Genomic DNA, 19,587 nt, shown 5'->3' on the forward strand with positions numbered 1-19,587 from the left:
TTCTTGCCTCCTTCACGCTCGGGCTCTGGCCCTCCCTCGGCAGCGACAGCCTAGCCTGACACGTGGGCGAGTCCACCAGGCGCGAGCCGCGCGAGAGCTACCTGAACGGATGGAGCGAGCGGGACGAGGTCTTCGAGCTTGTCCGAGAACGCGCGGATGATGACGACCCGGAGCGTGAGCCGAGACCGATCCTGCTGGTACTCGATCCCCCGGTCGAGCGTCACGAAGGCCTCGAACTCGGCGTCGGCCGCGCGGAGCAACTCCCCGTTGAGCACACCCGACCACCCGTGCTCTTGAACCGTGACGACCTCGTGTTCGGACGAAAACTCCCGCTTCAGCTTCCGAGGCACGTTCTCGTCGAGGAGCACCCGCATCAGGCGACGGACTCCGCTTCCTGTGGGACGAGAGCGAGGGCGTCGTTCAGAGCGAGTGCGAGAAACGCTTCGGCCTGCTCACGGCTGACGCCCGGGAAGTCGTCGAGGAAGGCGTCGAGCGTGGAGCCCGTGCGGAGGTGGTGGACGAGGGAGTCGACCGGAACGCGAGTCCCGGTGAAGACGGGGGTGCCGCTGAGGATGCCGGAGTGCGAGTGGTAGACGTCGGCGCGGTCCATCGGGTGAGGAAGCGGGTTGGAGTCGAGAACGCCTTCGCTGGCCCGTCCGATCCGAGGCCACGATGGGTCTCCGCCTACCGGATCTCGAACGGCACTGAGACGACCTCCGACGACGGCACGGGTACAGTCTGTCGCTCGTCCTCGAAAAACTCCGACCGAACCCGGTACGTCCCCGCCGACAGAGCGAAGTCACCGACTCGTAACCGTGTGATCGGTGGGAGGTCAAGGACGGCCTCCCCCGGCTCGAGGCGCCTCGGATAGCACGCAACGGCGAGGCGGAGGTACCAGGACCCGATCTCGACCCACGTTTCGTCCTCCCGCCGTTCGAGCGTGTGCTGGAACCCGTTGCACTCGTAGTAGACCGTACGGTCCGAGACGTTGACGGCGCCGACGTCGATGTGGACGTCACCCGAGGTCGCGGCGTAGACCGCGCGGTCGGCTCGAATCTCGATGGTCACGCCCGGCGCAGGGCCTCCGGCGTCGCAGGCGAGCAGGAGCACGGCAGCAGCGATGACGAGAGGTCGCATGGCGAGACCGATGACTGGGGCAAAAGTCGCGAGCAGTGGTCCAATAGTAACAGCTAGCGTGCTGCCTACCGCTTCTTGCGCCGGGCTCCCCGCGTCTTGCGCTTGCTCTGGCGCTCGCTGGCCTTGCTCCCGCCGCCCTTCTTCGTGGGCTCGTCCGCCCGGCCGGGCAGGTCGACGAACGCCAGGTCCACACGGCGGGTCTCCGGCTCGGCCGCCTCGATCTTGACCCGGCAGGCGTCGCCGACGCGGATCCGCCGGCCCGTGCTCTTCGACACCAGCGTGTAGCGGCGCTCGTCGTACTCCCAGTAGCCGTCCATCTCGCGGACGTGGCACAGCCCCTCGACCAGCAGCTTCGTCATCTGGACGAACACGCCGAACTTGGTCACGCCGACCACGACCCCGTCGAACTCGTCGCCCAAGTGGGCCGCGGCGTACTCGACCTGCTTCAGCTTGATCGACTCGCGCTCGGCCTCGGTCGCCTCGCGCTCGCGGTCGGAGCAGTGGTCGGACTGGGTCGCCAGCGTCTCCTCGGTCGGGATGGCGCCGTCCTGCTGGTCCTGCATCCGCTTCAGGATCCGGTGGGCGATAAGGTCCGGGTAGCGGCGGATGGGGCTCGTGAAGTGGCCGTAGTGCTCGAACCCGAGCCCGTAGTGGCCGATGTTGTCGGGCGAGTAGACGGCCTTCGACATCGACCGGATGGCGGCCTGCTCGATGACCGGCGCCTCGGGCGTCCCCTTCACCTCGCGCAGCAGGTCGTTCAGCTTCGAGCGGTCGACGAGCCCCTCGGTGTGGGGCAGCTTGTGGCCGAACGACTTCACGTAGTCGGCGAGCGCCTTGATCCGCTCGCGGTCGGGCTTGTCGTGGATCCGGTAGACGAACGGGACCTGGCGGCTCGACGCCTCCTGGGCGACGGCCCGGTTGGCGAGCAGCATGAACTCCTCGATGAGCCGGTTGGCCTCCTGGCGCGGCTTCTCGTAGACGTCGACCGGCTGGCCCGTCTCGTCGAGTCGGATGCGGACCTCGGGGACGTCGAAGTCGATGGCGCCCTCGGCCATCCGCTTTTTCGTGAGCGTCCGCGCCAGCTCGGCGGCCCGCATCACCTCGTCCCGCATCGGGTGCTTTTCCCCGTCGATGACCGCCTGGGCCTCCTCATACGCGAACCGCTGCTTCGAGTGGATCACGGTCTCGCGGATCTCCCACGTGTGGACGTTGCCGCCGCCGTCGACCGTCATGATGCACGAGTACGCCAGCTTGTCCTCGTTCGGGCGGAGCGAGCAGACGCCGTTCGACAGCGCCTCGGGCAACATCGGGATGACGCGGTCGACGAGGTAGGTGCTCGTCGCGCGGTCGTAGGCCTCGCGGTCGATGATGCCGCCCTCGGGCACGTAGTGGCTGACGTCCGCGATGTGGACGCCGACCTCGGTCATGCCGCCGCCCAGGTCCTTCGTGTGGATGGCGTCGTCGAAGTCCTTGGCGTCGACGGGGTCGATGGTGAAGACGGGCGCGTCGCGCAAGTCGAGCCGCCGGCCGACCTCCTTCTTGGTGATGCCCGGCGTGATCTTCTGGGCTTGGGCCTCGACCTCGGTGGGAAAGTCGGACGGCGCTCCGAGTGCCATCGCGAGCGCGAGCACGTCGACGCCGGGCGCGTGGGCCGGCCCGAGCACCTGGACGATGACGCCCTCCGGCGCCGCCTTCGGGTCGTCGAACGCCTCGATGGTCACGACCACCTTGTCGCCGGGCTGGGCCCCGTTCCAGTTGTCCTTGAGCACGAACACGTCGTGCGAGATCCGCTGGTCGTCCGGGACGACCCACCCCGAGCGGCCCGTCGTCGAGAACGTCCCGACGGTCTTCGACCGCCCGCGCTCGAGGACCTCCAAGACCTCGGCCTCGCGCTTCTGGTCGGCCGGCTTGTTCCGTTTTTCGGCCGCCAGCGCGACCCGGACGCGGTCGCCGTGGAGCGCCGTCCCCATCCGCGCGGGGCGGACGAAGAACTCGGTCCCGTCGTCGAGCGCGACGAACCCGAACCCCTGCGTGGTCACCGAGAGCCGGCCGACGGCCTCGTGCTCCGAGCCCCGGTGCTGGACGCGCCCGCCCTTCAAGACGGCCACCTGGTTCGTGTCGCGCAACCGGTCGAACGCCTCCAGCAGCGACTGGTAGCGCCCCTGGTTCTTGATCCCGAGCGCCCGGGAGACCTCCTTGGCCCGGTACGCCCGGTCGGCGTGCGTTTCGAGATACGAGAGGATCTGGGGGGCGAGGGCGTCGACGTCGCGGCGGTCAGCCATTCGGGGGGGAACGGGAAGGCGGGGAAAACGGGAGCCGGTGGTACCCGACGGGCCCGAGACGGGTCCGTAAGGCCCTGCGAATCCTTCGCGTCCGCAGATCCTGGGCCCGGCCGCCGTCGTTTCTTGCCCCGTAGTGTCGAGGTCTGGTCACCGGAGCCTGGGGTCAGCGGTCGGGGTTCAGGGTTCGCAAGAGCCGACACCCCAGCGGACCCTGAACCCCGACCGCTGAACCATCGACCTCGCTGAACCGAACGTCTCGGACCACCACGCGATGCGCCCGCTCCTCCTCCTTCTCGCGCTGGCGGCCGTCGCCGCCCAGGCCCAGCGCCCGGCCGACCCGAGCCCGCACTCGGACGCCCGGCTCGTCGCCGACGCGAGCCGCGTCGCGCCCGGCGACGCGGTCGAGGTGGCCCTCGAGATCACGGTCGAGGACGGGTGGCACATCTACTGGGTCAACCCGGGCGACAGCGGCCAGCCCGTCGCCGTCGACTGGACGCTGCCGCCAGGCGCTGAGGCCGGGCCGCTCCGGTTCCCGCCGCCCGCGCTCTACGAGGAGGCCGGCATCGCGACCTACGCCCACGGCGGCACGCCGTCGTTCCTAACCCGCGTCGAGGTCCCCGACGACGCCCGGGGCGAGGTCTCGGTGACGGCCGACGCCCGGTGGCTCATCTGCTCCGACATCTGCCTGCCCGCCCGCCAGACCGTCGCCCTCGCCATCCCCGTTGGGCCGACCGTGCGGACGGGCGCGCTCGACGCCGCGCTCGACGCGCTCCCCGATCCCGCCGACGGGTGGACGGCGTCGGCGGCCCTCGCTGAGGGCGGCTACGCGCTCACGCTCGACCCGCCCGACGGCGTCTCGCTCGACGGGGCAACGTTCTTCGTCGACCAGAAGGGCGTGCTCGACCACGGTGCCGCGCAGTCGTTCGCGGCCGAGGGCGGTGCGTGGGCCGCGGTGCTCGCGGCGTCGCCCTACGCCGACGGGCCCGCCTCCGAGCTGACCGGCGTGCTCGTCGCCGGCGACCGGGCGGTCGAGCTGGCCGTTCCGGTGAGCGGCGTCGCGGCGGCTGCGGCGTCCGCCCCGACGTCGTCGCTGACGGTGTGGACGGCGCTCGCGTTCGCGTTCGTCGGCGGCGTCATCCTCAACCTGATGCCGTGCGTGTTCCCGATCCTCAGCATCAAGATCCTGGGCTTCGTGCGCGGCCGAGAGCAGAGCGCGGCGGCGCTGCGGACGCACGGGCTGGTGTTCGGCGCCGGCGTGGTCGTGTCGTTCCTCGCGCTCGCGGCCGTCCTGCTGGCGCTGAAGGCGACGGGCGACGGCGCGGGCTGGGGCTTCCAGCTCCGGTACCCGCCCGTCGTGGCCGGGCTGGCGGCGCTGATGACGGTGTTGGCGCTCAACCTGCTGGGCGTGTTCGAGGTGGGGCAGGGCGTCGCGTCGGTCGGCGGGCGGATGGACCGGCGCGAGGGGCTGAGCGGGGCGTTCCTGTCGGGCGTGCTGGCCGTCGTCGTGGCGTCGCCGTGTACGGCGCCGTTCATGGGCGGGGCGCTCGGGTTCGCCGTGGTCCAGCCGGCGCCGGTGGCCCTCGGCGTGTTCGGCGCGCTGGGCGTGGGGATGGCCCTGCCCTACGTCGTGCTCTCGTTCCAGCCGCAGTGGTTGAAGAAGCTGCCCCGGCCCGGGCCCTGGATGGAGACGCTGAAGCACGTCCTGGCCTTCCCGCTCCTGGCGACGGCCGTCTGGCTCGTCTGGCTGTTCGGGCAGCTCCTCGACCTCGACGCGGCGGCACTGCTGCTGCTGGCGCTGGTGGCGGTCGGGCTGGCGGCGTGGGCGTGGGGGCGGAGCGGCGGCTACCGGACGTCTGCCCGGTCGCGGCTCGCCGCGCGGACCGTCGCGCTGGCGTCGGCGCTGGGCGCGGTCGCGCTCGTCGGCACGGCGATGGCGCCGGCCCAGGACGAGTGGATGCCGTTCGACGCCGAGACCGTCGCGGCGCTCGTCGCCGACGGCGAGCCCGTCTTCGTCGACGTCACGGCCTCGTGGTGCTTGTCGTGCCAGGTCAACAAGCAGACGACGCTCACGACCGACGCCGTCCGCCAGGCGTTCGACGCCGCCGGCGTCACGACCGTCCGCGCCGACTGGACGGACCAGGACCCGGCCATCTCGGCGTTCCTCGACCGCTTCGGGCGGACCGGCGTCCCGCTCTACGTGTTCTACCCCGGCGGCGGCGCCGAGCCGGTCTTGTTGCCGGAGGTGCTCACGCCCGGCATCGTCATGGACGCGCTGGCGGCGACGGCGCCCGAAACGGCCGCGCGCTGACGGGCTAACCTTGGGCCTGGCATTCGGCCCCTGACCTTGCGGTTCTTCGGGCGTCGTTGTGCGTTCCCCAAGCGTCGTTGCATGCAACGACGCTACGTCCGAGGGCGGGCCGTCGTCCACGTGCCCACCTGTCCACTCGTTCACCTCCCCGACCCATGCGCCCGCTCTCTCTGCTCCTCGCCCTCGTCCTCGCCGCGTGCGCCTCCGAGCCGGCCGACGTCCCCACGGACGCGCCCGCCGAGGTCCCGGCCGAGGCCACCGCCTCTGCGCCGACGCCGGGCGCGACGGCCCCCGCCTTCACCCTCGACGACACCGACGGCACCTCCCACTCGCTGGCCGACTACCGCGGGCAGACGGTCGTGCTCGAATGGCTCAACTACGACTGCCCCTACGTCGGGAATCACTACGGGGGCGACAACATGCAGGCGCTCCAGGCCCAAGCCGAGGCCGACGGCGTCGTCTGGCTCGCCATCGTGTCGTCGGCGCCGGGCGAGCAGGGGTACTGGGAGGGCGACGAGATGAACGCGGAGACCGAGGAGCGGGGCGGTCGCCAGGCGGCCGTGCTCTTGGACCCGACCGGCGAGGTCGGCCGGGCGTACGACGCCCAGACGACGCCCCACATGTTCGTGATCGACGAGGCCGGTACCCTCGTCTACAACGGCGCCGTCGACGACCGGCCGACGTCGGACCTCGCCGATCTGGAGGGCGCGACGAGCTACGTCGTCCCGGCCATCGCCGCCGCCCGCGAGGGACGACCGGCCGACCCGGCGACGACCCAGCCCTACGGCTGCTCCGTCAAGTACGCCGACGGCGCATAGTGTCATGACCCTTTGGTCGTGGGCCGGACCCCCCGTCCGTCCGCCCCTCGCGGAGCCTGTGCTGAGCGTAGTCGAAGGGCTCAGCGGGCGGACGGACTGTCCCCCTTCGAGGGGGACAGCTCCCCGACCTGGGAGCGGAGCGACCGGAAGGGGAGCGGGGGGTCGGCCCACGGGTAATTCGGCATCACTCTAGCGCTGCCGGCTCGGGACGACTTGGTAGAACGACCCGCCTTGGCGGACCCAGGTGTAGCGCGGCGACGAGACCGTCGGCGCGACCGGCCGGGCCGAGACGACCGGGAGGCCGGCGCGCACGGTCCGGTTGGCGCGGAGCCCGCGGTAGCGACGCGCCAGTCGGCCCTGGTCCGGCGGTCGCCGGGCGTACGTCGTGATCCGGACGGCCTCGCCCGGGTGGGAGGGGACGACGAACGTCGAGCGGAGGCCGGGCCGGACGGCCTCCTGGGCCTGGGTCGGCGCGGCGAACGCGAGGGCGAGGAGCCCGAGGGCGGCGAGGCGCATGTCGAGAGGGGAGAGAGAGGTCGGGGGCTGTCAAGGTCGGGCCCGGCGGAACGGTCGGGCTCCATAGGGCCCGCGATGGGAACGGTTTCGTTCCCCAGTCGCGCGCTGTATCCGACGGCCTGGCGGCTCTGGCCTCGCGAGCGCTACCGCGCCGCGACGGTGACGGCGCCCGCGACGAGCGCCAGCAGGCCGTAGGTCGTCGGGTCGGTGACGGCGAACAGGACGGGGTCGTCGGGCATCCGGCCGCGGTGGGCCAGGAGCCACGCCCGCGCCGTCCAGTAGAGGACCACCGGGACGGCCACCCACAGGATCTCGGGGCGGCCGTAGAGCGCGCGGACCTCCGGCGCCGTCACGTAGAGCGTCAGCACCAAGACGGCCACCAGCCCGCACCCCACGCCGAGCGCGCCGAGCACGGGCCCGTCGCCGGCGAGGTAGCCGCGCCCGTTGTCGGCCGGCGCCGCGCCCGCCGCGATCTGGCGGACCTCCGCGTACCGCTTCAGCACGCCGAGGCCCAGGAAGAAGAACAGCGAGAACACGACGAACCACTCGCTCAGCGGCACGCCGACGGCCGCGCCCCCGGCCACCACGCGGAGCGCGTAGAGCGCGCCCAGCACCAGCACGTCCAGGACGGCCACGCGCTTGAGCCCGGCCGAGTACGCCAGCGTCAGCGCGAGGTAGGTCGCCAGCGTCGCCGTGAACCCGAGGGGCAGCGCCCACACCGACACGGCGAACGCCGCGCCGACGAGCCCCACGGCCAGCCCGACGCCGGCGCCGCGAGAGAGCGCGGCGGAGGCGAACGGCCGCCGCCGCTTCGTCGGGTGCGCCCGGTCGCGGTCGCGGTCCGTCAGGTCGTTGACGACGTAGGTCCCGCTCGCGCACAGGCTCATTGCGACGACGGCCACGGCGAGGTCCGCCACGACGGCGGGGCTGCCGAGCTCGTGGGCGAGCGCCGCCGGTAGCACGACGAGCGCGTTCTTGGCCCACTGGTGCGGTCGGAGCGCCCGCACGACGGCGCGGGCGGACGCGAGAGGGGAGACGTCGGCAGTCGGCATCGGGCCGAGTCTACGGCGGGGCGGAGACCGTGCCGGGCGGCCCCGAACGAACAACGCCCCCGGAGGCGTCTCCAGGGGCGTTCGGGGAGCGGAACACGGGACTCGAACCCGCGACCTCCACCTTGGCAAGGTGGCGCTCTACCAGCTGAGCTAGTTCCGCAGAGCCCGCTCTGTGCCGAGCGGACGCCCAAGGTACGGGCCGCCCCTCGGCCAAGTCAACGCGGCCCGCCCGCTCTTCACCCGGTCTCAGCGGGCGACCACGAACGCTCGGGCCGTCGCCGCACCGCCGCTCACCCGGACGACGTAGACGCCCGGCGCCAGACCCGCGAGCGGCACCGGCAGCCGGGTCTCGCCCGCCGCCAGCGCGCCCCGGTGGATCGTGGACTGGCGCCGCCCGAGTACGTCGAGCACCTCGACCGTCACGTCCGCTGGGGCGTCGAGGTCGAGCCGGGCGGTGGCCGCGTGACGGGCCGGGTTGGGGAAGACGGACAGCGAGCTTGTATCGTCGAAAGGAGACGGTTCGGCCGCGACGGAGTAAGGCGCAAGCTCTCCCTCGGGGAAGTCCGCGACGAAGACGGACGGGCGGAGCGTCCCCATCACTGTCGCGGTCCCGATGGCCGCTTCCTCTACAAAGGTGCCAGTTAGGTTTCCATGCCCGAAGTCGCCGTAGAGGGCCGAGCTGCTGACCCCGAACCCGGCGTCGTCGCTTGTCCCGCCCAGAGCCGCGAGAGCGTGGAAGCCGTACGATGTCGTCGAGATGACGAATCCGTCGCGGCCTCCGAAACCGGCAAGAGAGCGCTCGTCCGAGCCGAGCCAATCAAACGTGACGTCGCCGGTGATGACACCCGTGACGACCGACGAGGGCGCTCCAATGTCTCCGTAGAACCCCTCGACGAACCCAAGGTCAAGCCCTTCGTCGTGACCGGGACCGCCGCCTCGAATCGCTTCGACGTGCGCTTGCCTCGGCCGGCCGTAGTAGCTCTGCCCAATGATGAACACGTCGGCCCCGCCAGCGCTGACCAGCGTTCGGTTCTCGACCTGCACGGTGTTCTCGAAGGCGCCGGTCAAGATGAGGGCTCCCAGATCGCCAAAGTGATACGGGACCCCGACTCCCCGACCGAAGTCGGCCCCAGGCCCGCCAACGTGGATCGCGTCGACGAGGGAGCCGTCTTCGTCCAGATAGAGGGCGTAGGCGTCGGAGCCGCCCCGACTGGTGAACGTGGTGTCCGCGAAGGCGGCCGTGTCCTCGAACGACCCCGCGACGGCGACCTCTCGGCCCCCGTTCGTATCGACGCCCTCGGCCGTGTCGTTGCCGGGGCCGCCGAAGCCGAGGACGGACTCGACCCGACCCTCCGGTGTGAGCCGCGCGAGGAACCCGTCGGACCCGCCGGCCGACGTCACTACCCAAGTAATGCTCTCCAAGCCCCACAGAGCCGTCGCTTCGAAGGAGCCCACCACGTGCACCCCGTCATAGTCGGCGGTGACGCGGTAGCCCCGGTCGTCGCCGGGGCCGCCCATCGTCTGGGCCCAGACGAGGTCGCCGTCGGCCGAGTAGCGCGCGAGGAAGGCGTCGCGGCCTCCGCGGCTGGCAATCGTCGTGTCCGGAGATTCGCCTCCCTGGAAGTGGGCGCTCCCGTCGAACGTCCCCGACACGAAGATGCCGTCTTCGTTGTTGGACGCGATCCCGCCGGGGAGCACGTCGCGCCCGGCCGTCGCGATCTGCCGGACCCAGAGCGGCACGCCGTCCGTGTCGTACTGGACGACGAACACGTCCCGACCCGAGCCGTCCGTCGCGAGCGCGGACCCACCGAACTGGACCGGCCCCTCGAACGCGCCGATAACGGTGACCCTCCCGTCGTACCCGGTGCTCGTCACGTCGTGGCCCCAGCTCTGTCCGGTCCCGTCGCCGACGGCGGTCCACTCGGGCGTGGGTGTGTAGGGGACGTACTGGGCCGTCGCGAGCGGGGCGAGGAGCGCGAGGAGGAGCAGACCGGGGCGCATGGGCTCGGGGCGGTAGGTTCAAGCCTCACCACGATACGACGGTGCCCCCGATCCGCCGCTGGACCCAGCTCGCCACGAAGACGCTCGTCGACCGCTGGTGGATGACGTTGCGCCAAGACCGCGTTCGCCTGCCCAACGGCCACGTCTTGGACGAGTACCACGTCGTGGAGTACCCGGACTGGGCGTGCGCGCTCGCGCTCACCGGCGACGGGCAGGCCGTTTTGGTGGAGCAGTACCGCTACGGGGTCGACCGGGTGGCGCTCGAGCTGCCGGCGGGGATGATCGATCCCGGCGAGGCGCCCGAGGTGGCAGCCCGACGCGAGCTGTTGGAAGAGACCGGCTACCGTGCGCCTCGGTGGACCCGCCTCGGAGCGCTGGCCGTCGAGCCCGGCCGGCACACCAACTCCGGCCACCTCTTCGTGGCCCGCGACGCCCACGCGGTCGCCGACCCCACGCCCGAGGCGACGGAGGATCTGCGCGTCCGGCTCGTCCCGGCGGCCTCGCTGCCGGCGCTGGTCGAGGCCGGCCGGATCGCGCACGGGATCCACGCCGCGGCCGTGTTCTGGGCGCTGGCGAAGGGGCTGCTGGACGAACCCCGGTCGGCGACGGGCGTTCAGGGCGTCCACTCCAGACCGCAACTCCCCGGACCCATGCAGAAAGAGCAGCAGACCCTCCTCGTCTCCGTCAACGTCGAAGAGCACGACGGCGTCGACGCCCACATGACCGAGATCGGTCGGAAGGTCGGGCAGGGGTGGACGGTGATCCAGGCCATCCCGCTCTCGGGCGAGGAGGCCGGGCCCGGCGGCCAGTCCGAGGACTTCATGCGCTACCAGGTCACGGTCGAGCGCGAGATCGACGCCGACAACGTCGTCGTCGGGGCCGACCGCGGCGGCGCGGCCGATCTCAAGGACGTCGGCCAGGTGTCGGGCGCGTTCGACGAGGGCATCCCCGGCGACGACGCCTAGCTCCGAATCAGCGCGGACCCGGGTGGCGCCGGGTCTCTCTCCCGCTCTGGGGGACGGGTCGTTGGTTGCGTTCTTTGCCGACGGCCCTCAACAAACCGTCATTCCCGCGCACGCGGGACCGCGAAGCGAAGGCGCCAGCCAATCCATGCGATGCATATGCCTGGCGAGCGGCTCCCTATGGATCCCCGCGTCCGCGGGGATGACGACTGTGGGTGAGGTGCCGAGTGAGGGTCCTGGCGGATAGGCGCTCTCAGGGGGCGAACCGTCATGGAGCGGGGATCGACGTCGAGATCCCCGTCCCCTGAGGCTGTGGCGCGAGCGCGTAGACGGCCCACCGGCCCTCGACGAGAACGGGCTCGCCGGCCGGCGGCGTCGGCGTCTCGGTCCGGTCGACGAGGGCGTAGTCGGCGCCGAAGGTGTCGGCGAGGGCGGCCCACTCGCCCGGCGTGTGGGCGTGGTACGCCGAGTCGAGCGAGCCGCGCCAGGCCGTCACGGCCGCGAGGCCGCCCGAGCGGTCGGGGAGCGGGGCGGGGGCGAGCACGCGGATCCGCGCCAGCCACTCGTGCATCTTGTCGTCGCGGAACGTGGTCGGCTTGAAGTTGACGGCGACCGAGCGGAGCGCGTGGCTCCGGAACGTGGTCGTGGACGGGGGGACCAGGAAGAGGGCGTCGCGCGGCGTGGCCTCGCGGACGTGGGTCTCGATTCGGTACAGGTCGGTCTCGGCGTGCTCGCGCGGGTGCCACATCGCGCCGGGCCGGCCGACGTCGGCGACGCCCAGGCCGACCGTCGCGGCGACGAGCACGGCGGCTCCGGCCCATCCCCACGCCCGACGGTCGAACACGTGCTCGGCCGCGTCTTGCCACGCGGTCGGCACGACGGCGACGACCGCGCCCGAGGCCCACGTGAGCAGGACCAGCTTGGCCACCAGCATCAACCGGAAAAACTGCATCTTGGCGACGGTCAGGCTCTCGGCTCCCTCCGTCATCGCCACGTAAAACACGACGAGCCCAGCGATGACCGCCAGCATCCGGGCCGTCGTGCGGAGGTGCTCGACGGGCGGCTCGCCCCGACGGCGGAGCACGGCGAGCCCCGCGAGCCCGACCGCGACGACGACGCCGAACCGGACGAGCACGCCGACGGGCTGCGAGAGCAGCAGGTAGTGGTGGGCCTGGCGGAGCCACGCGGTCACGAAGAACGTCGTCAGCCCGTCGTCGGGGACGGGCGGCGCGCCGACCTGGGTAAGGAGGGTCGGGACCAGGATGGGGGAGGCGACGGCGGCGAACACGGCCCCGAACGCGACGGCCCGGCGGAAGGCGGTCCAGGCGCCGCCGTCGGCCATCTGCCACAGCGCCACCAAGCCGAGCATCAGGCCGATCTGCAAGCCCATCAGCGTCTGGAGCCAGGCCGTCACGCCGAGCAGCCCGGCGGCGAGCAGCGGGCGCCCGCGCACGAACGCGGCGACGGCGAGGAGGGCGGGCGTCCACGCCAGCGACTCCGGGGCCAGCGTCGGCGCGATGAGCGCGTTGCTGCCGGGCGTCCAGTAGATCGTCGCGATCGACGCCAGGACGGCGGTTGTCGCGGCAGCCCGACTCGGCACCAGCGTCGCGCTCAGCCGGAACGCGGCCCAGCTCACCCCGGCCCACGCCACCACGCTGACGGCGAACACGGCGACCGGCGGCGGCATCACCACGCACAGCGCCCGCAGCAGCCCGAGCCAGACGAACCGGACGCTGAACCCGGCGGCCTCGTTGAGCAGGTACGGGTCGGTCGGGAAGAGCGTCGGGTCGAGCGCGCGCAAGAGCTGGGGCAGCAGCTCCTCGTGGTCGCCCGTCCCGTACCCGTAGCCGACGCGCCAGTAGCACGCCGCCGCCAGCGCCACGACGACGAACGCGGGCGGCCCGACGCGCCGGGGCCGCTCGCTCACGCCGACGTCTCGGGCACGGCCCGACGCCCCGTGCGGAGCCGGCCGAGCCGGAACAGGACCAGGTCGCGCAGGATGCCGGCGACGGACGCGGGCTCGGCCATCGTCGAGGTCCCGCGGACGCGCGGGGTGAACGCGACGCCGACCCGCTCGATGGCGAGCCGCTGGCGGAAGGCCCACGCCATCAGCTCGGCGTCGATGAAGCCGCCGTCGCTCCTCAGGTCGGCCCGGTCGAACACGTCGCGGCGCATGAGCTTGAGCGCGAACCCGACGTCGTCGAGCGGCACGCCGAGCAGCTGGCGAACCAAGGCGTTGTAGGTGCCGGAGAGCACGCGGCGCCGGAGCGAGTAGTCGTCCCGGTTCGTGCGGACGCCGGCCACCAGGTCGGCCCCGGTCTCGGTCAGGCGGGCGTAGGCCCGGCCGAGCGCCTCCATGTCGAACGGGAGGTCGGCGTCGGTCCAGCCCACGACGGGCGCGTGCGTGGCCGCGACGCCGCTCCGGAGCGCGACGCCCTTCCCCCGGTTCTCGGCGTGGTGGACGACGCGGACGCGGGCGTCGGTGGCGGCGAGCCGGTCCGCCAGCGGCCCCGTCCCGTCGGCCGACCCGTCGTCGACGACGACGATCTCCCACGCCGGGCCGATCCGGTCGAGCGCCGCAGACGCCTGGGCCACGGCCGCTTCGAGGTTCTCGACCTCGTTGAAGGCGGGGAGGACGAGCGAGACGGCGGGCGGCATGGGCGGAAGATCCCACACCGGGCACCGACCCGCCGGTCAAGACGCCGCGACTCCCGGGCGGGGGCGCCCATGGGAGCCCGGGGGCCGTCGCCGGACTGACTCGGGGCGGCAGGGACGTACGATCGGGGTCTCCGCACGCCCCCCTTTCGGGCCCGTAGCTACTTTGCTCGGCCTCGACCCTCGGCGCCGGGGGCCACGAGCGTTGCCGTCCCAAGCGGCGTGCAGAGGCCGGCCGGGGTCGGGCGGGAGACGCCCCGATTGCATGCGACGTGGAACCGACCTATGATCAAATACGCATCCTATGTGCTAGCCGCTCTTCTGCTACTCGAATTGGCGCTCAGGCTTTTCGGCTTCGCGAATCCGCCCCTGTACGTCGAAGATCGGAGGTACGAGTACGCATTCGCCCCCAACCAGGACATCGACCGGTTCGGCAACCGCACCTTGACCGATTCCCTCGGCCGCCGGAGCGGCCCGCTCCGGGACGGCGAGTGCGTCGCGGCCGCGTTCGTCGGCGACAGCGTGATCAACGGGGGGGCGCCTACGGATCAGGCGGAGCTGGCCACGACGCTCCTCGACAGCTTGGTCGGCCCTCGGTCTCGCGTCGTCAACGTCTCGGCGGGGAGCTGGGGGCCGGACAACGCCGCCGCCTTCCTCCGCGCCCACGGGGACGGGGGCGCCCGGCGGATCGTCGCCGTGTTTTCGAGCCACGACGCGGAGGACGAGATGACGTTCGATCCCGTCGTCGGGGTCCGCTCAGACGCCCCGGCCGTCCGGCCGGTCAGCGCCATCTGGGAGGCCTGGGACCGATACGCCCGCCCGCGCCTTTCCCGGCTCGTCCGGTCGGAGCGGCCGGACGCGAGCTCGCCCCCGCCTTCCGAATCGGAGCCAGAGGCCCGGGCCCCCGCTGGACTCAACCCCGGGTGGACGGACCTGGTCGCCTACGCCCGCGATCGAGACGTCCCCCTCACCGTCTATTTGCACGCCGAGACGGGCGAGGTGGAGGCGGGGGAATACAACGAAGGTGGGCAGAGAGTGCTCCGTTTGTTGGACTCGCTCGGCGTCCAAGTCGTCCGTGATCTGCCGACGATCCGCCCAGATGAGTACCGGGACTACATCCACTTAAACGCGAGAGGGCAGGCCGCCATGGCAGAGCGGCTGTCGCCTCTCGTCTCCGGCTGCTGAGCAGGGCTCCTGGAACGCCCCGCAGCCGAGCCCGGGCGCGTTCCCCGCAGGGGGCCGGTAGGCTGCCCGCTCCTACCGCGGCCGGAGCCGGTCGGCGAGGCGGAGGGCCGGGTGCGACACGCGGCGGGCGATGGGGGCCGGCGCCAGGACGGACCCGAACCGGCGCTTGAACTCGGCGATCGACGGCGTGTTGGCCCCGCAGAAGTCGAACGTCTCGACGCCCTCGTCGGCCAGCCGGTGGAGCACGTGGCGGATCACGACCGTCATGGCCGAGCCCGGGACGCTGCCGGCGATCCAGTACGAGGCCGTCCGCCCGTCGCTCGCGACGACGACTGCGGCCTCGACCTCGCCTCCGCGCCGCGCCGCGACCGTCCGCGCGAGCCCGGCCGCCTGGAGCGCCTCGGCGACGCGGGTCATGGCGCCCACGTCGAGCCCGAGGGCGGTCCCGTGGCGGAGGTACGAGGCGTCCATGAGCGCCACGCTCGTGGCCGCCAGCGCCGGGTCCTCGACGACCTCGAACGCGGCGGCGTCCCGGCGGAGGCGCCGGCGGACGTCGGACGAGAACCGGGCCTCGACGTCGCCGTCGAGGGCGAGGTGGTACGTGGCGCGCGGCGTGGCGGTCCACCCGGCCCAGGCGTAGGGGCGGAGGTCGTCGTCGCCGAGCGCGAACGTGGCCTGGTCCGTCTCGGCGTCGAGGCGCGTGAGGAGGTCGTCGAGCGGCGAGCGCCGCTCGTGGGTCGCGGCCTCGGACAGCGGCTCCGCCAGCAGCGGCCGGTGGACCGGGCAGAGCGGGGGCAAGGCGGAGGCCACGAACGGCCCGCGCCGCTTCTCGAAGACGGGCACGGCGGCCGTCCACTCGCCGCCGTCGTCCTCGACGGCCAGGATGCGGGCGGGCAGGTCGAACGCTCGGGCGTAGGCGGCGACGGCGGCCGGGTGCGAGAACGGCGAGCGGCCGGGGCTCCGCTCCCAGAGCGCGGCATAGCGGGGGTCGGCGAGGGCGGGCACGGCAGGGTGGGGGGCGGCCGGAAGGTACCGGCGGGCGGGAGGCGGCCCGGGAGGGCTGCGCCGCGTCTTCGCCGGCTCGTCACCGGGCCCGCGCACGGCCGGCCGGGGGCCGCCGTTAGTCTGTCCACCGATAGGGACCCAGACGCCGGCGCGCCGTGAGGCCGCCGCCCAGGCTCCCCCCGAAAGGGGACTCTCGAAGGACGAGGGGCAGAGCATGGACCCGGACCGGGCGACCGCCCGAGGCACTCGCCATCCCATGCTCTCACGAGGCCGACGGCCTCCGCACCGCGCGCTGCGCACCCCCATGACGTTCTCCGATCTCCCCCTCCGCCCCGAGCTGGCGGCCACCGTGGCCGAGCTGGGCTACGACGAGCCGACGCCGATCCAGGCCGGCCTCATCCCCGTCCTCTTGGACGGCCGCGACGCCATCGGCCAGGCCCGGACCGGCACCGGCAAGACGGCCGCCTTCGCGCTCCCGATGCTCCACAAGCTGGCGGCCCGAGACGACCGCGGGACGGTCCGCGCGCTCGTCTTGGCCCCGACGCGCGAGCTGGCCGTCCAGGTGTCGAGCGCCGTGTTCACCTACGGCCGCGCCCTCAACGTCCGCACGCTGCCGATCACCGGCGGCCAGCCGTACCACAAGCAGACGCGCCGGCTCCGCCAGGGCGTCGACGTCGTCGTGGCCACGCCGGGCCGGCTCGTCGACCTGCTGAACCAGGGGCTCATCGACCTCAGCCACGTCGAGACCGTCGTCCTGGACGAGGCCGACGAGATGCTGTCGATGGGCTTCGCCGACGACCTCGAGACGATCCTCCAGGCCACGCCGACGACGCGCCAGACGGCGCTGCTCTCGGCCACGTTGCCGGCCCGGATCCGCCAGATCGCGGGGACCTACCTCGACGACCCCGAGACGATTGCCGTGGCCGACGGCGACCGGACGGCGGCGGCCATCGAGCAGCGGGCGTACCTCGTCCGAGGCCGCGACAAGCTGGCCGCGCTCGTCCGCCTGATCGAGACCGACGACGTGACGAGCGCGCTCGCGTTCGTCCGCACCCGGGAGGCCACGTCGCGGCTGGCGGCCGACCTCAGCGAGCTGGGCTACGCCGCCGAGCCGATCTCGGGCGAGCTCAGCCAGGGCGCCCGGACGGCCGTCCTGTCGCGGTTCAAGAACCAGCGCGTCCGCATCCTGGTGGCCACCGACGTCGCCGCGCGCGGGCTCGACATCGACCACGTCTCGCACGTGTTCAACGTCGACCTCCCGGTCGACTCGGAGGCCTACGTCCACCGCGTCGGGCGGACGGGCCGGGCCGGGCGCGACGGGACGGCGCTGTCCCTCGTCGATCCCAGGGAGCGCGGGCTGCTGCACCGCGTCGAGCGCTACGCCAAGCGCGAGATCCCGTTCGCCGACCTGCCGACGGTCGAGGACGTCGAGGCCGTCCGCCGCGAGCGGCTGGCCGCCAGCGTCGCCGACGCGCTCGACGCGGCGACCGACACGGACCGGAAGCTGGTCCTCGACCTGGTCGCGGCCGGCGAGGACCCGATGCGAATCGCGGCGGCGGCCTTCGCCGTCGCCCGGGAGGCCCGCGCTGAGGCGCCGGTCCTGCCGATCCAGCCCGTCCACGACCGGCGACCGAGCCGGGGCCCGTCGCGCGGTCCGTCCCACAGCGGCGACCGGAACGCGCGCGAGCACGGCTACGTCCGCCTGGCCCTCGACGCCGGCCGCGACGAGGGCGTGCTACCCGGCCAGGTCGTCAGCGCGCTGGCGCGGACGGCCGACATCCCGGGCAAGGCCATCGGCAAGATCCTCATCCACGACGAGCAGACCTTGGTCGACGTGCCGGAGAACCTGGTCGACCGCGTGCTGGCGCAGTCCGGCGACTACCGGTTCGGCAAGCGGCTCGCCGAGATCGAGGTGGTGTAGGGGGATGATGAGGCGTGAGCGGTGAGGCGTGAGCCGACCCGCTCGCTGGGTCTCTCTGTCTTGTAGGGACACGATTTATCGCGTCCGCGAGCGGCCTTGATGGCACGGGCGGACACGATGGATCGTGTCCCTACGACTCGTCCGCTGGCAACGCCCACACGGCGTAGGCCACGCCGCCGACGACGGCGGCGCCGAGCCCGGCCCACACGCCGCCCCACGCCAGCGCGAGTGCCGCCGGGACCAGGCACACGGACGCCGCGACGACGCTCCGGCCCAGGTCGAGCGCCATCCGCGCGCCCGACGCCCGTCCGACGTGGGCGATCCACCCGAGCTGGACGACGCGCGCCAGCGCTCCGCCGACGGCCAGGGCCACGAGCGCCGGCCCGACCTCGCCCGTCCACACGCCGACGGCGAGCCCGGCGCCCACCAGCGCCGCCGTCCACGCGCCGACGGCGAGCTCGGACCGCTGGCGCTCGGTCACGTCGAACACGCGCGTGAGCGGCGGGGCGACGGCGGCCAGCAACAGCCACGGCGCCAGCAGCCGCGCGAACTCGCCGGCCGTCCGCCACGGCTCGCTGAACACGACCGCGAACAGGTCGGGCCCGAGCAGCGCGACGGCCAGCACGGGGAACGCCGCGAACGCCGCCAGCCGCGAGAACACGCGCTCGACCAGCTCGCCCAGCCGCCCGGCCCGCTCGGCCTCGGCAGCGCGGACGTAGAACACCTGCCCGACGGCCTCCGTCACCAGCCCGACGGGCACGGCGACCGAGGCCACGGCGACCGTGAAGTAGCCGACGACGGCCGGCCCGAACGCGCCCACCAGCACGAGGGGCGGCAGCCGCACGGCGAGCTGGCCGAGGCCGGACGCGGGCAGCCCAAACAAGGGGAACCGTCGGAACCTCCGAGCGAGCGCGCCGAGATCCACCCTGCGCGCCAGGGCCACGCCGTCGGCAGCGAGCGCCAGGCTGGCGCCGCCGAGGACGGCCGCCCCGAGCGCCGTCCCCACGACCAAGCCCCAGGCCCCCGCATCCGCCAGCCCCACCTGGACGGCGACGACGACGACGGCCTGGGCCAGCACCACGGCCGACATCGCCCGGTACCGCTCGACGCGCGCGAGCCACGTCCGCGCCGCCCCAGCGACGCCGAGCGCGGCGGTCACGAGCGGGACCCACACCAGCAGCGGCGCCAGCTCCGGCGCTCCCAGCGCGGTGGCCGCCGCGCTTCGGAAGGGGAGGCCGAGCAGCAGCAGCAGTCCGGTGGCCACCGCCGCGACGACCGCGAGCGCGAACACGCCGGCCCCGTCGCGCGGCTCGCGCGGCACGGCAATCGCGTCCTCGTAGCGCAACGTCGCCAGGACCGCCAGCAGGTAGGCCGGGGCGACGAACACGCCGAGCAGGCCGAACGCCTCGGGCGTGTACAGCCGCGTCAGCAGCGGGCGGGCGGCGAACAGCAGCGCTTGTGCCGCCGTCGCGCCGGTGACGAGGGTCAGCACGTGGCGGAGCGAGCGGCCCTCGGCCAGCGCCCGGAGCCGGTCGGCGACGGCGCGGCCCCGGCTCACGAGGCGGAGGGGTCCACCCCTCCGGCCCTCCTGCGCAGCAGGTCAGATGGCTGAATCAAACGATTGTCGTCACCGCGGACGCGGGGATCCATAGGGGGGCGCTCGCTGAGGCGCCGCTGCGTATGGATCCCCGCGTCCGCGGGAATGACGGCTGGTGTTTGGTTGCTCTCCGATCGTCTCGCCGGCC

The 19,587-nt window shown here is 73.0% G+C and carries 16 protein-coding genes and 1 tRNA gene; 5 read left to right on the top strand and 12 right to left on the bottom strand.

Annotated elements, in window-relative coordinates; translation table 11 throughout:
* Positions 1–50: 50 nt before the first annotated feature.
* The 4 genes from ACOOHE_RS07390 to rnr all read right to left on the bottom strand — a co-directional run bounded on the left by ACOOHE_RS07390 (position 51) and on the right by rnr (position 3,419).
* Positions 51–374, bottom strand: a complete 324-nt coding sequence (locus ACOOHE_RS07390; protein ID WP_420457165.1) for a DUF5615 family PIN-like protein — start codon at positions 372–374, stop codon at positions 51–53.
* Positions 374–610: a DUF433 domain-containing protein gene (locus ACOOHE_RS07395; RefSeq protein ID WP_420457166.1), complete on the bottom strand. Its 237-nt coding sequence runs from the start codon at positions 608–610 to the stop codon at positions 374–376. Before ACOOHE_RS07395 ends, ACOOHE_RS07390 begins: the two co-directional genes overlap by 1 nt.
* Before the next feature lie 74 nt (positions 611–684).
* A complete protein-coding gene (locus ACOOHE_RS07400) occupies positions 685–1,110 on the bottom strand; it encodes a hypothetical protein (protein WP_420457167.1) in 426 nt (141 codons plus the stop codon).
* 92 nt (positions 1,111–1,202) lie between these two features.
* Entirely contained in the window at positions 1,203–3,419 is a 2,217-nt protein-coding gene (rnr, locus tag ACOOHE_RS07405) for a ribonuclease R (RefSeq protein WP_420457168.1), read from the bottom strand.
* Positions 3,420–3,690: 271 nt separating this feature from the next.
* Here rnr and ACOOHE_RS07410 point away from each other — a divergent pair, with 271 nt between their 5' ends.
* Positions 3,691–5,727, top strand: a complete 2,037-nt coding sequence (locus ACOOHE_RS07410; protein WP_420457169.1) for a protein-disulfide reductase DsbD family protein — start codon at positions 3,691–3,693, stop codon at positions 5,725–5,727.
* A 155-nt stretch (positions 5,728–5,882) separates the two neighbouring features.
* Complete coding sequence (locus ACOOHE_RS07415; RefSeq protein WP_420457170.1) at positions 5,883–6,545, top strand: redoxin family protein; 663 nt, start codon at positions 5,883–5,885, stop codon at positions 6,543–6,545.
* Positions 6,546–6,734: 189 nt separating this feature from the next.
* On the opposite strand, the gene ACOOHE_RS07420 is transcribed toward ACOOHE_RS07415, so the two are convergent.
* The 4 genes from ACOOHE_RS07420 to ACOOHE_RS07435 form a co-directional block, all read right to left on the bottom strand.
* Complete coding sequence (locus ACOOHE_RS07420; RefSeq protein WP_420457171.1) at positions 6,735–7,061, bottom strand: hypothetical protein; 327 nt, start codon at positions 7,059–7,061, stop codon at positions 6,735–6,737.
* A 143-nt stretch (positions 7,062–7,204) separates the two neighbouring features.
* Entirely contained in the window at positions 7,205–8,113 is a 909-nt protein-coding gene (locus ACOOHE_RS07425) for a UbiA family prenyltransferase (RefSeq protein WP_420457172.1), read from the bottom strand.
* A gap of 87 nt (positions 8,114–8,200) precedes the next feature.
* Positions 8,201–8,273: transfer RNA gene (locus ACOOHE_RS07430), tRNA-Gly, on the bottom strand.
* 86 nt (positions 8,274–8,359) lie between these two features.
* Positions 8,360–10,114, bottom strand: a complete 1,755-nt coding sequence (locus ACOOHE_RS07435; protein ID WP_420457173.1) for a T9SS type A sorting domain-containing protein — start codon at positions 10,112–10,114, stop codon at positions 8,360–8,362.
* Between the two features lie 41 nt (positions 10,115–10,155).
* On the opposite strand from ACOOHE_RS07435, the gene ACOOHE_RS07440 reads away from it, so the two are divergent.
* Positions 10,156–11,079, top strand: a complete 924-nt coding sequence (locus ACOOHE_RS07440) for an NUDIX hydrolase (protein ID WP_420457174.1) — start codon at positions 10,156–10,158, stop codon at positions 11,077–11,079.
* Positions 11,080–11,344: 265 nt separating this feature from the next.
* Here ACOOHE_RS07440 and ACOOHE_RS07445 read toward each other — a convergent pair whose 3' ends face one another.
* Both ACOOHE_RS07445 and ACOOHE_RS07450 read right to left on the bottom strand, forming a co-directional pair.
* Positions 11,345–13,003: a DUF6798 domain-containing protein gene (locus ACOOHE_RS07445; RefSeq protein ID WP_420457175.1), complete on the bottom strand. Its 1,659-nt coding sequence runs from the start codon at positions 13,001–13,003 to the stop codon at positions 11,345–11,347.
* The gene (locus ACOOHE_RS07450; protein WP_420457176.1) at positions 13,000–13,734 is read right to left on the bottom strand and encodes a glycosyltransferase family 2 protein; all 735 of its coding nucleotides are present in this window, start codon (positions 13,732–13,734) and stop codon (positions 13,000–13,002) included. Before ACOOHE_RS07450 ends, ACOOHE_RS07445 begins: the two co-directional genes overlap by 4 nt.
* 282 nt (positions 13,735–14,016) lie before the next feature.
* Between ACOOHE_RS07450 and ACOOHE_RS07455 the strand changes: the two genes are divergently transcribed.
* Positions 14,017–14,916, top strand: a complete 900-nt coding sequence (locus ACOOHE_RS07455; protein ID WP_420457177.1) for a hypothetical protein — start codon at positions 14,017–14,019, stop codon at positions 14,914–14,916.
* Positions 14,917–14,988: 72 nt separating this feature from the next.
* Here ACOOHE_RS07455 and ACOOHE_RS07460 read toward each other — a convergent pair whose 3' ends face one another.
* Positions 14,989–15,921 (bottom strand): GNAT family N-acetyltransferase, encoded by a 933-nt coding sequence (locus ACOOHE_RS07460; protein WP_420457178.1) that lies wholly within the window; start codon positions 15,919–15,921, stop codon positions 14,989–14,991.
* A 304-nt stretch (positions 15,922–16,225) separates the two neighbouring features.
* Between ACOOHE_RS07460 and ACOOHE_RS07465 the strand changes: the two genes are divergently transcribed.
* Complete coding sequence (locus ACOOHE_RS07465) at positions 16,226–17,842, top strand: DEAD/DEAH box helicase (RefSeq protein WP_420457179.1); 1,617 nt, start codon at positions 16,226–16,228, stop codon at positions 17,840–17,842.
* Positions 17,843–17,972: 130 nt separating this feature from the next.
* Here the strand turns inward: ACOOHE_RS07465 and ACOOHE_RS07470 are convergent, their stop codons facing one another.
* Entirely contained in the window at positions 17,973–19,400 is a 1,428-nt protein-coding gene (locus tag ACOOHE_RS07470; protein WP_420457180.1) for a lipopolysaccharide biosynthesis protein, read from the bottom strand.
* Positions 19,401–19,587: the final 187 nt, after the last annotated feature.

Source organism: Rubrivirga sp., from assembly GCF_965213695.1.
Taxonomy (GTDB): Bacteria; Bacteroidota; Rhodothermia; order Rhodothermales; family Rubricoccaceae; genus Rubrivirga.

Bases quoted from the DNA above. Each gene is read 5' to 3' on its own strand.
- ACOOHE_RS07390 (WP_420457165.1), bottom strand. From the start codon at position 374: ATGCGGGTGCTCCTCGACGAGAACGTGCCTCGGAAGCTGAAGCGGGAG.
- ACOOHE_RS07395 (WP_420457166.1), bottom strand. From the start codon at position 610: ATGGACCGCGCCGACGTCTACCACTCGCACTCCGGCATCCTCAGCGGC.
- rnr (WP_420457168.1), bottom strand. From the start codon at position 3,419: ATGGCTGACCGCCGCGACGTCGACGCCCTCGCCCCCCAGATCCTCTCG.
- ACOOHE_RS07410 (WP_420457169.1), top strand. From the start codon at position 3,691: ATGCGCCCGCTCCTCCTCCTTCTCGCGCTGGCGGCCGTCGCCGCCCAG.
- ACOOHE_RS07415 (WP_420457170.1), top strand. From the start codon at position 5,883: ATGCGCCCGCTCTCTCTGCTCCTCGCCCTCGTCCTCGCCGCGTGCGCC.
- ACOOHE_RS07420 (WP_420457171.1), bottom strand. From the start codon at position 7,061: ATGCGCCTCGCCGCCCTCGGGCTCCTCGCCCTCGCGTTCGCCGCGCCG.
- ACOOHE_RS07425 (WP_420457172.1), bottom strand. From the start codon at position 8,113: ATGCCGACTGCCGACGTCTCCCCTCTCGCGTCCGCCCGCGCCGTCGTG.
- ACOOHE_RS07435 (WP_420457173.1), bottom strand. From the start codon at position 10,114: ATGCGCCCCGGTCTGCTCCTCCTCGCGCTCCTCGCCCCGCTCGCGACG.
- ACOOHE_RS07450 (WP_420457176.1), bottom strand. From the start codon at position 13,734: ATGCCGCCCGCCGTCTCGCTCGTCCTCCCCGCCTTCAACGAGGTCGAG.
- ACOOHE_RS07455 (WP_420457177.1), top strand. From the start codon at position 14,017: ATGATCAAATACGCATCCTATGTGCTAGCCGCTCTTCTGCTACTCGAA.
- ACOOHE_RS07465 (WP_420457179.1), top strand. From the start codon at position 16,226: ATGACGTTCTCCGATCTCCCCCTCCGCCCCGAGCTGGCGGCCACCGTG.